Annotated in this window: 19 protein-coding genes and 1 tRNA gene; 14 read left to right on the plus strand and 6 right to left on the minus strand. The window is 66.8% G+C overall.

Annotation, left to right across the window (positions count from 1 at the left end):
• The first annotated feature begins 3 nt into the window (after nt 1–3).
• From aosR to ABQE44_RS22290, 11 genes are all read left to right on the plus strand, one after another.
• Entirely contained in the window at nt 4–588 is a 585-nt protein-coding gene (gene aosR / locus ABQE44_RS22240; protein WP_448431943.1) for an oxidative stress transcriptional regulator AosR, read from the plus strand.
• On the plus strand, nt 588–1,652 hold the full coding sequence (locus tag ABQE44_RS22245; RefSeq protein ID WP_448431945.1) for a P1 family peptidase: 1,065 nt from the start codon (nt 588–590) through the stop codon (nt 1,650–1,652). Before aosR ends, ABQE44_RS22245 begins: the two co-directional genes overlap by 1 nt.
• 37 nt (nt 1,653–1,689) lie before the next feature.
• Nucleotides 1,690–2,115 carry a M67 family metallopeptidase gene (locus ABQE44_RS22250; RefSeq protein ID WP_448394938.1) on the plus strand — a complete coding sequence of 142 codons (426 nt, stop codon included), beginning with the start codon at nt 1,690–1,692 and terminating at the stop codon, nt 2,113–2,115.
• Nucleotides 2,112–2,384 (plus strand): MoaD/ThiS family protein, encoded by a 273-nt coding sequence (locus ABQE44_RS22255; protein WP_448394900.1) that lies wholly within the window; start codon nt 2,112–2,114, stop codon nt 2,382–2,384. Before ABQE44_RS22250 ends, ABQE44_RS22255 begins: the two co-directional genes overlap by 4 nt.
• An 11-nt stretch (nt 2,385–2,395) precedes the next feature.
• Nucleotides 2,396–3,370: a cysteine synthase gene (locus ABQE44_RS22260; protein WP_448394899.1), complete on the plus strand. Its 975-nt coding sequence runs from the start codon at nt 2,396–2,398 to the stop codon at nt 3,368–3,370.
• On the plus strand, nt 3,367–4,044 hold the full coding sequence (locus ABQE44_RS22265; RefSeq protein ID WP_448431947.1) for a rhomboid family intramembrane serine protease: 678 nt from the start codon (nt 3,367–3,369) through the stop codon (nt 4,042–4,044). Before ABQE44_RS22260 ends, ABQE44_RS22265 begins: the two co-directional genes overlap by 4 nt.
• A gap of 11 nt (nt 4,045–4,055) precedes the next feature.
• Entirely contained in the window at nt 4,056–4,889 is an 834-nt protein-coding gene (gene murI, locus ABQE44_RS22270) for a glutamate racemase (RefSeq protein WP_448394937.1), read from the plus strand.
• Between the two features lie 43 nt (nt 4,890–4,932).
• Entirely contained in the window at nt 4,933–5,730 is a 798-nt protein-coding gene (locus ABQE44_RS22275) for a cyclic nucleotide-degrading phosphodiesterase (RefSeq protein WP_448394897.1), read from the plus strand.
• A gap of 81 nt (nt 5,731–5,811) precedes the next feature.
• Nucleotides 5,812–6,594 (plus strand): ribonuclease PH, encoded by a 783-nt coding sequence (gene rph / locus ABQE44_RS22280; RefSeq protein ID WP_448394896.1) that lies wholly within the window; start codon nt 5,812–5,814, stop codon nt 6,592–6,594.
• Nucleotides 6,591–7,217, plus strand: a complete 627-nt coding sequence (gene rdgB, locus ABQE44_RS22285; protein ID WP_448431998.1) for an RdgB/HAM1 family non-canonical purine NTP pyrophosphatase — start codon at nt 6,591–6,593, stop codon at nt 7,215–7,217. The genes rph and rdgB overlap by 4 nt, the downstream gene beginning before the upstream one ends.
• A gap of 32 nt (nt 7,218–7,249) precedes the next feature.
• The gene (locus ABQE44_RS22290; protein WP_448394895.1) at nt 7,250–8,731 is read left to right on the plus strand and encodes an MFS transporter; all 1,482 of its coding nucleotides are present in this window, start codon (nt 7,250–7,252) and stop codon (nt 8,729–8,731) included.
• Here ABQE44_RS22290 and ABQE44_RS22295 read toward each other — a convergent pair.
• From ABQE44_RS22295 to ABQE44_RS22305, 3 genes are read right to left on the minus strand one after another with little or no spacing between them, the layout of a single operon-like run.
• The gene (locus ABQE44_RS22295; RefSeq protein WP_448394894.1) at nt 8,709–9,047 is read right to left on the minus strand and encodes a DUF3817 domain-containing protein; all 339 of its coding nucleotides are present in this window, start codon (nt 9,045–9,047) and stop codon (nt 8,709–8,711) included. The two genes, ABQE44_RS22290 and ABQE44_RS22295, sit on opposite strands and share 23 nt — an antisense overlap.
• The gene (locus ABQE44_RS22300) at nt 9,044–9,430 is read right to left on the minus strand and encodes a hypothetical protein (protein ID WP_448431949.1); all 387 of its coding nucleotides are present in this window, start codon (nt 9,428–9,430) and stop codon (nt 9,044–9,046) included. The genes ABQE44_RS22295 and ABQE44_RS22300 overlap by 4 nt, the downstream gene beginning before the upstream one ends.
• Nucleotides 9,411–9,623 (minus strand): hypothetical protein, encoded by a 213-nt coding sequence (locus tag ABQE44_RS22305; protein ID WP_448431951.1) that lies wholly within the window; start codon nt 9,621–9,623, stop codon nt 9,411–9,413. The genes ABQE44_RS22300 and ABQE44_RS22305 overlap by 20 nt, the downstream gene beginning before the upstream one ends.
• A 665-nt stretch (nt 9,624–10,288) precedes the next feature.
• Here ABQE44_RS22305 and ABQE44_RS22310 point away from each other — a divergent pair.
• Nucleotides 10,289–10,370 (plus strand) — tRNA-Leu (locus tag ABQE44_RS22310).
• A 35-nt stretch (nt 10,371–10,405) separates the two neighbouring features.
• Here the strand turns inward: ABQE44_RS22310 and ABQE44_RS22315 are convergent.
• A complete protein-coding gene (locus tag ABQE44_RS22315) occupies nt 10,406–10,657 on the minus strand; it encodes a hypothetical protein (protein ID WP_448431953.1) in 252 nt (83 codons plus the stop codon).
• A gap of 84 nt (nt 10,658–10,741) precedes the next feature.
• Entirely contained in the window at nt 10,742–11,038 is a 297-nt protein-coding gene (locus ABQE44_RS22320; RefSeq protein ID WP_448394934.1) for a WhiB family transcriptional regulator, read from the minus strand.
• Nucleotides 11,039–11,198: 160 nt separating this feature from the next.
• Between ABQE44_RS22320 and ABQE44_RS22325 the strand changes: the two genes are divergently transcribed.
• A complete protein-coding gene (locus ABQE44_RS22325; RefSeq protein ID WP_448394891.1) occupies nt 11,199–11,804 on the plus strand; it encodes a TetR/AcrR family transcriptional regulator in 606 nt (201 codons plus the stop codon).
• Here the strand turns inward: ABQE44_RS22325 and ABQE44_RS22330 are convergent.
• Nucleotides 11,801–12,652, minus strand: a complete 852-nt coding sequence (locus tag ABQE44_RS22330; protein WP_448431955.1) for an AraC family transcriptional regulator — start codon at nt 12,650–12,652, stop codon at nt 11,801–11,803. The genes ABQE44_RS22325 and ABQE44_RS22330 overlap by 4 nt on opposite strands.
• A gap of 36 nt (nt 12,653–12,688) precedes the next feature.
• Here ABQE44_RS22330 and ABQE44_RS22335 point away from each other — a divergent pair, with 36 nt between their 5' ends.
• Nucleotides 12,689–13,951 (plus strand): amidohydrolase family protein, encoded by a 1,263-nt coding sequence (locus ABQE44_RS22335; protein WP_448432000.1) that lies wholly within the window; start codon nt 12,689–12,691, stop codon nt 13,949–13,951.
• The last annotated feature ends 27 nt before the right edge of the window (nt 13,952–13,978 follow it).

Genomic DNA, 13,978 nt, shown 5'->3' on the forward strand with positions numbered 1-13,978 from the left:
GCAGTGCGTAAATGGAAGCGGGTCGAGACTCCCGACGGCCCGCGGTTCCGGTCGGCGTTGGCCGCGCATGAGGCCGCGTTGCTGCACAGCCTCGCCACCTCGATGATCGGTATGCTCGATGAGCGCCAATCCACCGCTCCCGCAGATGAATTGGAACAGATCACCGGTATCCGCACCGGAAACTCCGCCCCGCCGCAGGACGAAACGATGAAACGCCTGCTGCCCGACTTCTACCGGTCCCAGACCGACCATCCCGCTGGTTCGGGCACGGCCGAATCCCTCAACAGCGCGTTGCGCAGCCTGCACGAGCCCGAGATCATCGACGCGAAACGCCAAGCCGCACAGCAACTTCTGGACACCATTCCGCAGGCGGGCGGCAAGCTGGAGCTGACCGAGGGGGACGCGCAGGCGTGGGTCGCTGCGGTAAACGACATGCGGCTGGCGCTGGGCACGATGCTCGGGGTCGCGTCGGGCGGACCCGACGCGCTGCCCGACGACCATCCGTTGGCAGGGCACCTGGACGTGTACCAGTGGCTGACGGTGCTGCAGGAATATCTTGTCCTCGGGCTCATGGGCAAGTCGCGTTGATGAGCGCCATCGGCGGAAAGAGAGAGCGGAAAGAGAGAACAGTGACGGGTTCGATCACCGACGTCGCCGGCATCCTAGTCGGTCAGCACCATCAAATCGACGCCGATGCCACGCTCGGGTCCGGATGGGCCAGTGGCACCACGGTGGTGCTGGCGCCGCCCGGCACGGTCGGCGCCGTCGACGGCCGCGGTGGTGCCCCGGGCACCCGCGAGACCGACCTGCTCGACCCGAGCAACTCGGTGCGCCACGTCGACGCCGTGGTGCTGTCGGGTGGCAGCGCGTTCGGGTTGGCCAGCGCCGACGGCGTGATGCGGTTCCTGGAGGACCAGGGCCGCGGGGTGGCGATGGAGGGCGGGGTGGTGCCGATCGTGCCCGCCGCGGTGGTCTTCGACCTGCCCGTCGGCGGCTGGGCGTGCCGGCCGACGCCGGAGTTCGGCTACACCGCCGCCCAGAGCGCAGGCACCGAGGTGGCGCTCGGCACCGTCGGCGCGGGCACCGGAGCGCGCGCCGGCGTGCTCAAAGGCGGCGTCGGCACGGCGTCGACGACGCTCGAATCGGGCGTGACCGTCGGGGCGCTGGTGATCGTCAACTCCGCCGGTGACGTGGTGGACCCGGCGACCGGGTTGCCGTGGCTGGCCGACCAGGTCGACGAACTGGGCCTGGTAGCGCCGCCGCACGACCAGATCGCCGCCTACGCCGGAAGGCACCAGGAGTTCAGCCCGCTCAACACCACGATCGCCGTAGTCGCCACCGACGCGGTCCTGAGCAAGGCGGGGTGTCGGCGCGTCGCCGTCGCCGCGCACGACGGTCTGGCCCGCACCATCCGCCCGTGCCACACCCCGTTGGATGGCGATACGGTGTTTGCGCTGGCCACCGGTGCTGTCGAGGTACCGCTGGACCCCACCACCCCGGCCTCGATGTCGCCGGAGACGCCGCTGATCACCGCGATCGGGGCGGCCGCCGCGGACTGTCTGGCCCGCGCGGTGCTGGCGGGTGTGCTGGCGGCGGAGTCGGTGGCCGGAATACCGACGTACCGGGACATGTTGCCCGGAGCATTCGGGTGACCCGTCCACGAACAGGGCCCGTAGAAAGGGAATGACAGTGCTGGTGATCCGCGCCGACCTGGTCGACGCCATGGTCGCGCACGCCCGCGCCGACCACCCCGACGAGGCGTGCGGGATCATCGCCGGACCGGAGGGCTCCGATCGTCCCGAGCGGTTCATCGCGATGGTCAACGCCGAACGGTCCCCGACCTTCTACCGCTTCGACTCGATGGAGCAGCTGAAGGTGTGGCGGGCGATGGAGGAGGCCGGTGAGACGCCCATCGTCATCTACCACTCCCACACCGCGACCGAGGCGTACCCCAGCCGCACCGACATCTCTCTCGCTTTCGAACCCGACGCCCACTATGTGCTGGTGTCGACCCGCGATCCCGACGCGCACGAACTGCGCAGCTACCGCATCGTCGACGGCGTCGTCACCGAGGAACCCGTCAAGATCGTCAAGCAGTACGAGGAGCAACCATGACCGTGAACGTCTCGATCCCAACCATCCTTCGCCCCCACACCGGCGGTGAAAAGCGGGTGACCGCATCCGGTGACACCTTGGCCGCCGTCATCAGCGACCTCGAGACGAACTACTCCGGCATCGCCGAACGGCTCGTCGATAACGGCAAGCTGCACCGCTTCGTCAACATCTACGTCAACGACGAGGACGTGCGGTTCTCCGGCGGGCTGGACACCTCGATATCCGACGGCGACTCGGTGACCATCCTTCCCGCCGTGGCAGGAGGCTGAGTGGGCGCCCGATGACCCGTTACGAGTCACTGCTCGACGCGCTTGGTGACACCCCGCTGGTCGGGCTGCGCCGGCTGTCGCCGTGCTGGGACGACGCGCCCGACGGCGCACCGCACGTGCGGCTGTGGGCCAAGCTCGAGGACCGCAACCCCACCGGCTCCATCAAGGACCGCCCCGCGCTGCGGATGATCGAAGACGCCGAACGCGGCGGCCTGCTGCAGCCCGGCGCGACGATCCTAGAGCCCACCAGCGGCAACACCGGGATTTCGTTGGCGATGGCCGCGCTGCTCAAGGGCTACCGAATGATCTGCGTGATGCCCGAGAACACCTCGATCGAACGCCGTCAGCTGCTCGAGCTCTACGGCGCGCAGATCATCTTCTCCCCGGCCGAAGGCGGATCCAACACCGCGGTGGCGCACGCGAAAGAGCTTGCGCAACAGAACCCGTCGTGGGTGATGCTCTATCAATACGGCAACGCGTCCAACACCCTGTCGCACTACGAGGGCACCGGGCCTGAGCTGTTGGCCGACCTGCCCGAGATCACCCACTTCGTCGCAGGCCTCGGCACCACGGGCACGCTGATGGGCACCGGGCGCTATCTGCGTGAGCAGGTCCCCGACGTGCAGATCGTGGCCGCCGAACCCCGCTACGGCGAAGGGGTTTACGCGCTGCGCAACATCGACGAGGGGTTCATCCCCGAGCTGTACGACCCCGACGTGCTGACCACCCGCTTCTCCGTCGGCTCCTATGACGCCGTCAAACGCACCCGCGAACTGGTCCAGGTCGAGGGCATATTCGCCGGCATCTCCACCGGCGCGGTGCTGCACGCCGCGCTGGGCATGGCCGCCAAGGCGGTCAAGTCAGGTCAGCGCGCCGACATCGCATTCGTGGTCGCCGACGCCGGTTGGAAGTATCTGTCGACCGGTGCCTACGCCGGTAGCCTGGATGAGGCTGAAGACGCGTTGGAAGGACAGCTGTGGGCATGACAGGCACGGGCGGATACCCAGGCGCACCTGGGCCCGCGCAGCCAAAGAAGCGCCCCGCCTGGCTGGTCGGCGGCCTGACCATCGTCAGTTTCGTGGTGCTGCTGTGGCTGATCGAGCTGTGGGACTCGCTGACCGGACATCGCCTGGACGACAACGGAATTCGACCGCTGGAAAGCGACGGGCTGCTGGGCATCCTGTTCGCCCCGCTGCTGCATTCGGACTGGGATCACCTGATCGCCAACTCCATTCCCGCGCTGGTCCTCGGATTCCTGATGACGCTGGCGGGGATGTCGCGGTTCATTTTCGCCACCGCGATCGTGTGGATCCTCGGCGGCTTCGGCACTTGGTTGATCGGCAATGTCGGCACGTACTGCCCGTACGTGCGCTGCGAAACCAATCACATCGGCGCGTCAGGGCTGATCTTCGGCTGGCTGGCGTTTCTGATCGTGTTCGGTTTCTTCACCCGCAAGATCTGGCAGATCGTCATCGGCGTGGTCGTGTTGCTGCTCTACGGCAGCATTCTGCTCGGCGTGCTGCCCGGCACCCCGGGCGTCTCCTGGCAGGGCCACCTGAGCGGGGCGGTCGCCGGCGTCATCGCGGCCTACGTGCTGTCGGGGCCCGAACGTAAGGCGCGGGCGCTGCGACGGCCGGTCGAGCCGCCGCGGCTGACGTGACCGGACCTTCGGTGGACGCGGCTCTGCCGGTCGGCATCTTCGATTCGGGGGTCGGCGGGCTGACGGTCGCCCGCGCGATCATTGACCAGCTACCCGACGAGGACATCGTCTACGTCGGCGACACCGCCAACGGACCCTACGGGCCGCTGACCATTCCACAGATCCGCGCGCATGCGCTGGCGATCGGCGACGACCTGGTGGCGCATGGCGTCAAGGCCTTGGTGATCGCCTGCAACTCCGCGTCGGCGGCGTGCCTGCGCGACGCCAGGGAACGCTACGCGCCGGTGCCCGTCGTCGAGGTGATCCTGCCCGCGGTGCGGCGTGCGGTGGCCGCAACCCGCAACGGCCGCATCGGGGTCATCGGCACCGAGGCGACCATCACGTCGGGGGCCTACCAGGACGCCTTCGGGGCCGCGCGCGACACCGAGGTGACCGCGGTGGCGTGTCCGCGGTTCGTTGACTTCGTCGAGCGGGGTGTGACCAGTGGGCGCCAGGTGCTGGGCCTGGCCGAGGGCTACCTCGAACCGCTGCAACGCGCCGAAGTCGACACCCTGGTGTTGGGCTGCACCCACTATCCGATGCTGTCGGGGCTGATCCAGTTGGCGATGGGTGATCATGTGACGCTGGTGTCCAGCGCGGAGGAGACTGCCAAGGACTTGCTACGGGTGCTCACCGAACTGGATCTGCTGCGTCCCCACCGCGAGCAGCCGGACGGCCGCGGTGCGCAGCGGATCTTCGAGGCGACCGGTGAACCTGAGTCGTTCACCGCACTTGCCGCCCGGTTTCTCGGTCCGTCACTGGACGGTGTTCGACCTGTTCAACGTCACGTCGGGGCCGGGAAGTGATCTACCGCAGGAAAGAAGCGCAAACGCGCCATGTCTTCGTCACATGAGTGACGGGCATGGCAAGCTAGAGAGCGTGCGAATCACCGTACTCGGTTGCTCCGGCAGTGTCGTCGGACCTGATTCGCCAGCGTCTGGTTATTTGATCACGGCTCCGGATACCCCGCCGCTGGTAGTCGATTTCGGCGGCGGCGTGTTGGGTGCGCTGCAGCGCTACGCCGATCCCAACGATGTGCATGTGTTGCTTTCGCATCTGCACGCCGACCACTGCCTTGACCTTCCCGGGTTGTTCGTCTGGCGCCGCTACCACCCGGCGCCGGCCCAGGAGCCCGGCGTGCTGTACGGGCCGGCGAACACGTGGGCGCGGCTCGGCGCAGCGTCATCGCCGGAGGGCGGTGAGATCGACGATTTCTCCGACGTTTTCGAGGTGCGCCACTGGGTGCACGACGAGCCGGTGACGATCGGCGCACTGACCGTGGCGCCGCATCTTGTTTGTCACCCGACCGAGTCCTACGGTCTGCGCTTCACCGATCCGTCTGGTGCGACGTTCGTCTACAGCGGTGACACCGGCTACTGCGAAGCGCTGATCGACCTGGCCCGCGACGCCGACGTGTTCCTCTGCGAGGCGTCGTGGACGCATTCCGAGGACCGGCCGCCCAACCTGCACCTGTCGGGCACCGAGGCCGGGCGGGCGGCCGCCGAGGCCGGCGTCGGCGAACTGTTGCTGACCCATATCCCGCCGTGGACGTCGCGTGAGGACGTCATCAGCGAAGCGAAGGCGGAGTTCAACGGCCCGGTGCACGCGGTGGTGTGCGGGGAGACGTTCGACGTCCCCCGCAAGTGAGCTTTTCCCGCCCAAAGGGACAAGCGGGCGCGACAAAACGTCGACCTCGGCGATGACGGTGGCACCCGATAGGGTTGGCCCGTGTCCACACGAGAAGACGGCCGACGCGACGACGAACTGCGGCCGGTGCGCATCACCCGCGGTTTCACCACCCATCCCGCCGGGTCAGTGCTGGTGGAGTTCGGCGAGACCCGCGTCATGTGCACCGCCAGCGTCACCGAAGGTGTGCCGCGCTGGCGCAAGGGCACTGGGCAGGGCTGGCTGACCGCCGAATACGCGATGCTGCCCGCGGCCACCCACGAACGCTCGGACCGTGAGTCGGTCAAGGGCCGTGTCGGCGGGCGCACGCAAGAGATCAGCCGGCTCGTCGGCCGGTCGCTGCGCGCGTGCATCGACCTGGGGGCGCTGGGGGAGAACACCATCGCGATCGACTGCGACGTGCTGCAGGCCGACGGCGGCACTCGCACCGCCGCAATCACCGGCGCCTACGTGGCGCTGGCCGACGCGGTGACCTACCTCTCGGCGGCCGGTAAGTTGTCGGACCCGCGGCCGCTGTCGTGCGCGATCGCAGCGGTCAGCGTCGGCGTCGTCGACGGTCGCATCCGCGTCGACCTGCCCTACACCGAGGACTCCCGCGCCGAGGTCGACATGAACGTCGTCGCCACCGACACCGGAACGCTCGTGGAGATCCAGGGCACCGGGGAAGGCGCGACGTTCCCGCGATCGACGCTGGACAAGATGCTCGACGCCGCGATGGCGGCCTGCGAACAGATCTTCGAAATCCAGCGCCAGGCACTGGAATTGCCTTATCCCACGGAGTTGCCCGAATCTGCGGAGCCGGCGAAGAAGGCGTTCGGAAGCTGACCACGCTGCTGGTGGCCAGCCGCAACCGCAAGAAGCTGGCCGAACTGCACCGGGTGCTCGACGCCGCGGGGGTATCCGGGTTGACCTTGCTGTCCCTGGACGACGTGGCGCCGTTCGACGAAGCCCCGGAGACCGGGGCGACGTTCGAAGAGAACGCATTGGCCAAGGCGTGCGACGCATTTCGGGCCACCGGGCTGGCCACGGTTGCTGACGACTCCGGGCTGGAAGTCGACGCGTTGAACGGGATGCCGGGGGTGTTGTCGGCGCGGTGGTCGGGCGTGGCCGGCGGTGCCGCCGAAAGGGACCAAGCCAACACCGCGTTGCTGCTGGCGCAATTGCGCGACGTGCCCGACGAGCGGCGCGGGGCGGCGTTCGTGTCGGCGTGCGCACTGGTGTTTGACGCGGGCGGCGGCCAAAGAGAAGCAGTCGTACGTGGGACCTGGCCCGGCAGCATCGCGCGTGAACCGCGCGGCGACGGCGGCTTCGGCTACGACCCGGTGTTCCTACCGGCGGGTGCGACGCGCACCGCCGCGGAGCTGAGCCCGGCGGAGAAGGACGCCGTATCGCATCGCGGGCGGGCGTTGGCCGCGCTGCTGCCGGTGCTGCGTGAACTGGCCGGCTAGCCGAATTTTGTATAGCTGATCTAATCGGTAGCATGCCCGAGGTGCGCAGCCGCTTCGCTACCTCACGTGCCGAGGGCCCGCGCACCCGGCACCCCGCGATCGTTGTCGCGGTGCTCGCGGCCGCCGGTATCAGCGTGTCGCTGATGCAGACCCTGGTGATCCCGCTGATCCCCGAACTTCCCATGCTGCTGCACACCAACGCCGCGAACGCATCGTGGATGATCACCGCGACGCTGCTCACCGCGTCGGTGGCGACCCCGGTGTTCGGCAGGCTCGGCGACATGTACGGCCCCAAGCCGATTCTTCTTCTCTGCGCCGTCATCCTGACGGTCGGTTCGTTGATCGCGGCGACGACGAGCGCGTTGCTTCCGGTGCTCATCGGCCGCGCGCTGCAGGGGTTCGGCATCCCGATCATTCCGTTGGGCATCAGCGTGTTGCGGGCGTCGGTACCGCCGCACCGGGTGGGCACCGCGATGGGACTGATGAGCTCGTCACTGGGTGTGGGCGGAGCCCTGGGCCTTCCGCTGTCGGCGATCATCGCCGACCGCTTCGACTGGCACGCGCTGTTCTGGTTCGCCGCCGCGCTGGGTATCGCGTCGGGTCTGCTGTTCGCGGCGCTGGTTCCGCGGATACCGCCGACGTCGACCGACCGGTTCGACCCGCTCGGCGCGCTCGGCCTCGGTGTCGGGCTCGTGACGTTGCTGCTCGGCATCTCCAAGGGCGGGGATTGGGGCTGGACGAGTGCGACGACGCTGGGGATGTTCATCACGTCGTTCGTCGTCTTCGGCCTGTTCGGGCTGTGGCAGTTCCGCACCGCCGCGCCGATCGTCGACCTGCGCACCACGTTGAAGCGGCCCGTGCTCAGCACCAACGTGGCGTCGATCGCGGTGGGTTTCGCGCTGTTCGCAATGTCGTTGATCGGACCGCAGGTCCTGGAACTACCGCCGGCAACCGGTTATGGGTTGGGCCAGAGCATGTTTCAGGCCGGGCTGTGGTTGGCGCCCGGGGGTCTGGCGATGATGGTCTCGGCGCCGATCGCGTCTCGAGTGGCCGCGGCGCGCGGCCCGAAGTTCACGTTGATCGTCGGCAGCCTGATCGTCTCCGGGTCGTATCTGGCCGGTTTGGTGATGATCGGCAGCGCGTGGCAGGTGTCGGTGTTCAACGTGTTGGTCAGCATCGGGGTGGGGTTCGCGTTCGCGTCGATGCCCGCTTTGATCAACGCCGCGGTGCCGATCTCCGAAACCGCTGCGGCCAACGGTATCAACGCGCTGGCGCGGTCGCTGGGAACGTCCATCTCGAGCGCCGTCGTGGGTGCGGTCCTTGCGGGGATGACGATCTCGGTCGCGGGCCAGGCCTATCCGACGCTGACCGCCCTGCGGATCGCGCTGGTGATCGCCGCCGCCATGGCCGCACTCGCCGCGTTGCTTGCCGTGTTGATTCCGGCTGGGGTGGGTGGCGTCGACGAATCCGCCGCCCCGATGCGGGAACCGGTTACAAGCCGAAGCGGTCCTTGATCTCCTTGGTCTGCACCTGCTCGACGATGATGCCGACAAGGGGGATGGTGCCGGCCAGCAGCACGCCGATGGTCTTGGCGATCGGCCAGCGCACCTTCACCGCAAGGTTGGCGGTGAAGAGCAGATAGACGAAGTACACCCAGCCGTGCACGACGGCGATCCAGTTCAAGCCCTCGACGTGGTACACGTACTTCATCACCATCTCGTAGCACAGCGCGATCAGCCAGATACCCGTCGTCCAGGCGAGGATGCGGTAGCCGAGCAGCGCCTTGCGGATGGCGTCGATCGGGGTAGTGGGCGCAGGCGTTTCGGTCATGTCGTCGGCTGTTCCTTGTCTTTCTTTGCGGAGTCTTTCTCTGCGAGCTCGGCGAGGTAGGCGTTGTACTCCCGCAACGCTGGATCGCCGTCTGTGGCGGGCTCCGGCGTATGTCGTTCGGGCAGCAACCCGGCAGGGATCTCGGTGACGGTATCGCGGCTGGTCGGTTCCGGCGGGGCCTCTTCGTAACGGACGAACTTGTAGTACGCGTACACGAGGAATCCGGCGAACATCGGCCATTGCAGCGCATAGCCCAGGTTCTGGAAATCACCGGATGTCGACTCGAAGCGGCTCCACTGCCACCACGCCAGGGCCAGGCAGCCGGCGGCGCCGACGATCACCAATGCGATGAGCGCCGGTCTGCTACGCCGTGTAGTGGACACGGTTCAACGGTACCGCGATGGCCTTCGGCCCGACGAACTCATCCAGCCGCGCAGTGGCCGCCTTGCGATAAATGGAGACGATGTACTTGCTCGACCGGGTCCAGGGGATGTCGCGCTTGTCGAGCGCGGCGGTGAACAGCTCCGGAATGTCTTCGGATCGGTTCGTGAAGTGGTACCGGATGCTATAGATCATGTTGGACCCCGCGATCGTTGGCGACGACGCGGCAGCCGTCGCTGTGGATGAGGCCGAGGACGAACTCTTCGGTTACCTGGTCGACGAGCGCCTGCTGCCAGGGCTCGAGTTTGATCGACCTCTCATGCTTCTTGCCCGCACCGTGCTGGGGAAGTTAGGCAGGGCCAATGCTTCGAGTACAGCCACACGTCAACGCAACCGTCGGAGCGGCGAAGGACTCGGGCCTACTGTCCAGGCATCAACAGGTCGATCGCCTGACGACAGCGCTCGATTATCGGTGGATACTTTGCATCAAGAGTGATTCGTAAAATGAAGGTCCTCGGGTGCCGAGAAATGCAGCCGTCACCCAGGTACAAGCCGAGCAGATAGGCGTACGGTACTGCGGCGACCGCAGCAAAATCATGCTCGATCGCGCAAAGAGAGGATTCTGAGGAGTGGCGCGGTAGACGTCGGGGCAGGCGTCTTAGATCGCAAACGGTCCTTCGCGGGATACCGGTTAGCCGGGCAATGGCGCAGTCATTGAATCCAGCCGCAACTAGACCAAGCACAGCGTCGACCTCATCTGAAGAACGCACTCTTCGCCCCTGTCCTGGGTGATCAAACTCAAGGTATGGGACGCTGCCGACATATTTATTGCCGGAGAAGAGCTGTACGATCGGCGCATTGCGCGAGTGGCGGAACGGCAGACGCGGTGGCTTTAGGTGCCATTGTCCTTTGGACGTGGGGGTTCAAATCCCCCCTCGCGCACTCATCTTTGCGCAGCCGACGGTTTGCTGTGCCGCCTAGGTCCTCGGTGACACGACCTCGGGTTCGGCGGACTGCCTGACGAAACAGACGATGCTGCCCGCGGTGCTCACCGCGGCGATCGAGCCGAACACCAGGGCCAGCATTCCATCCCCGACCGTCCAGCTGGCCAGCGCTATCGCGATCGCGATCACGCCTGCGACGTTGAGGAACAGTCCGGTTGTCGCGATGGCCTCCGACCATGCCTCGGACTTCATGTCGTCAGAAGGTGCGGAGGTCCCCCCGTGCATCAGTACTCCCATCGGCGATCCAACTCAGTTGCCGATGAATTGACCTCTCAGGAAATTTCTAAACGCGTTGATGCCGAGAGAACGTCAGGCGGAGTGCTCGATCGTGTCCTGGCGATGGCGCACCGGGAAGCCGTTGAGTTCGGCGAGCGAGCGCAGTTGCCTCAGCGCGAACCGCCGGGCACGACCCGATTCCGGGATCAAAATGCCTGCCCATATGCCCTCGGCCGCCGGCGTCTCACACGCCTCCTGCGCGCACCGCCAGCGTCGCGGGCAGGCGCGACAGATCGCTTTGGCACCCTCGTCGGCGCTCATCGTCCAGCGGTCCGGATCGCGCGTGCAGGCACCGAGCGGGCTTTCATCGGCGGTCTTCCGATCGGCCAGCGTGTTGCCCGGCCACGCGACCACCCCAGGTGGCCGCGCATTGACCCCTTCGCGGTTCTGCATCTGTTGGCCTTCCGATGTCGCCGGTTCAGACCGCCGGCAAGCCGACAATACACGTGTATCGGAACTGACGATACAGGCGTATTGCTACGCTGCCACGGTGACAGTGACCGCCGACACGAGCACACGGTCGAGCGTCGAGAAAATCCGTGACGCGGCATTGCGGAGTTTTGCCACGACCGGAACGGGGATGACGTCATTGCGCGCAGTGGCCGCGGCTGCCGGCGTGTCCCTCGGTCTGGTCCAGCACCACTTCACGACGAAGGCCGGTCTGATCCAGGCCGTCGACGACTACGTGATGTCGGTGGTGAACGCGACCCTGTCGGAGCCCGTCCCCGAACCGCCCAGCGATTCGATCTCCGACATCGGGCAGCGGGTCACCCAGTTGGTCAACGAGCACCCCGACGTCATCGACTACGTCGGGCGTGCCCTGACCGACGGCAGCGCGCTGGGGCGCAAGTTGTTCGACGCACTGGCGGCCATGGGTGCGGCCCGCTGGCAACAGCGCACCGAGTTGGGGCTGACCCGGCCCGATCTGGACCCGACGTGGGCGACGCTGAACCCGCTCGTACTCGCGCTGGGCACCTTTATCCTGCGCGCGCACATCGAGCGGCACCTGCCCGAACCGTTCACCACGCCCACACAGCTGCAGCGTTGGCAGAACGCCGTCGACGGGCTGTTGCGCGACGGGCAGATACGCGACTAAAGACGGTCGCTACCAACTCTTTTGCGGTAGGTAGTCGGTGTCTCACCGCAGAACTGGGCGAACGCGCGGGTGAACGAGCTGAGGCTGTCGAAGCCGACCGCCGACGACGTCGCCTGCACAGATTGGCCCGGTGCTGCCAGGAGCGCCATGGCGCGCAGCATCCGCGCGTGTAAAAGGTATGTCCGCCAAGGCATTCCGAGCGTGTCGCGGAACAACCGCCGCAGTGTGCGCTCGGATACGGCGACGGCGCGGCTGACGTCTTCGACGGTGACGGTGTCGAGGTGCTCCTTGGTGTGGGCCATGGCGGCCGCGACGATCGGGTGCTCGGATGCTGGCAGGCTCAGCGGTGCCTCGTGATCCAGCGCTTCGCTGACCAAGTTGGCCAGGGTGCGAAAGAAGCCGTCGGATATGTCGTCGCCGTGCCGCCGGTCGATCGGCCAGCGCAGCGCGTAGAGCATCATCTCCCGGATCAGCGGCGAGACCGCGATGATCCGGGCGCGGTCACCGCCGTCGGGGATCAGCAGCGGGTCGAACATCACCGCGACGGTGCGCACGTCGGGGTTCATCGTCGCCTGGTGGGCGAGTCCGGCGGGGATCCATGCCGCCTGTTGGGGCGGCAGCAGGTAGTGCGCGCAATCGGTTTCCACCTCGACGACGCCACCGACCGCGTACTCGATCTGGTGCACGTCATGGGAGTGCCACCCGGTGATCAGCGCGTCGCCGTGGTACAGGTAGCTGCCGCCCAAGGCGCGTCCGCCGCGGCGCAGGTCGATGACCCGGCGCGAGGCCGCAGCCACGTCGTTGGCCGATTCAGTCAATACTCTGTCCGATAGCGCAGAGACGGTCACGCCATTAGACGGTACTACTGGGGTATGAGCGAAGGTATGCGACCTGACGACCTGATCCTGGTGAGCATTGACGACCACGTCGTGGAGCCCCCCGACATGTTCCTGCGGCACGTGCCCGAGAAGTACAAGGCCGAGGCGCCGATCGTGGTGACCGACGACAAGGGCGTCGACCAGTGGATGTATCAGGGCCGCCCGCAAGGTGTCAGCGGGCTGAACGCGGTGGTGTCCTGGCCCGCTGAGGAGTGGGGCCGCGATCCGGCCGGGTTCGCCGAGATGCGCCCGGGGGTGTACGACGTGCACGAGCGGGTCCGCGACATGAACCGCAACGGCATCCTGGCCTCGATGTGCTTTCCGACGTTCACCGGCTTCTCCGCGCGTCACCTCAACATGACCCGCGAAGACGTCACCCTGGTGATGGTGTCGGCCTACAACGACTGGCATATCGACGAGTGGGCCGGGTCCTATCCGGACCGCTTCATCCCGATCGCGATCCTGCCGACGTGGACGCCGGAGGGGATGTGCAACGAGATCCGCAGGGTCGCGGCCAAGGGTTGCCGGGCGGTGACCATGCCCGAGTTGCCCCATCTGGAAGGCCTGCCGAGCTACCACGACGAGGACTACTGGGGCCCGGTGTTTCGCACCTTGTCCGAGGAGAACGTGGTGATGTGCCTGCACATCGGCACGGGCTTCGGCGCGATCAGCATGGCGCCCAACGCCCCGATCGACAACCTGATCATCCTGGCCACCCAGGTGTCGGCGATGTGCGCGCAGGATCTGCTGTGGGGTCCGGCGATGCGCAACTATCCCGACCTGAAATTCGCGTTCTCCGAAGGCGGTATCGGCTGGATCCCGTTCTACCTCGACCGCTCCGACCGGCACTACACCAACCAGAAGTGGCTGCGCCGCGACTTCGGTGACAAGCTGCCTTCCGACGTCTTCCGCGAGCACTCATTGGCCTGCTACGTCACCGACAAGACCTCGCTGAAGCTGCGCCACGAGATCGGCATCGACATCATCGCTTGGGAGTGCGATTACCCGCACTCAGACTGCTTCTGGCCCGATGCGCCCGAGCAGGTGCTGGCCGAGTTGAACGCCGCGGGCGCCGACGACAGCGATATCAACAAGATCACCTGGGAGAACTCATGCCGGTTCTTCAGCTGGGATCCGTTCAAGCTGACGCCGCGCGCCGAAGCGACGGTTGGTGCCTTGCGCGCCAAGGCAACTGACGTCGACGTGTCGATCCGCCCGCGCAAGGAGTGGGCACGCCTCTACGAGCAGAAGCAGCTCGCCAAAGCCTGATTGCCGGCTCGCCGGCGGGGCCTGAGC

The sequence above is a fragment of the Mycolicibacterium sp. XJ2546 genome (assembly GCF_053483195.1).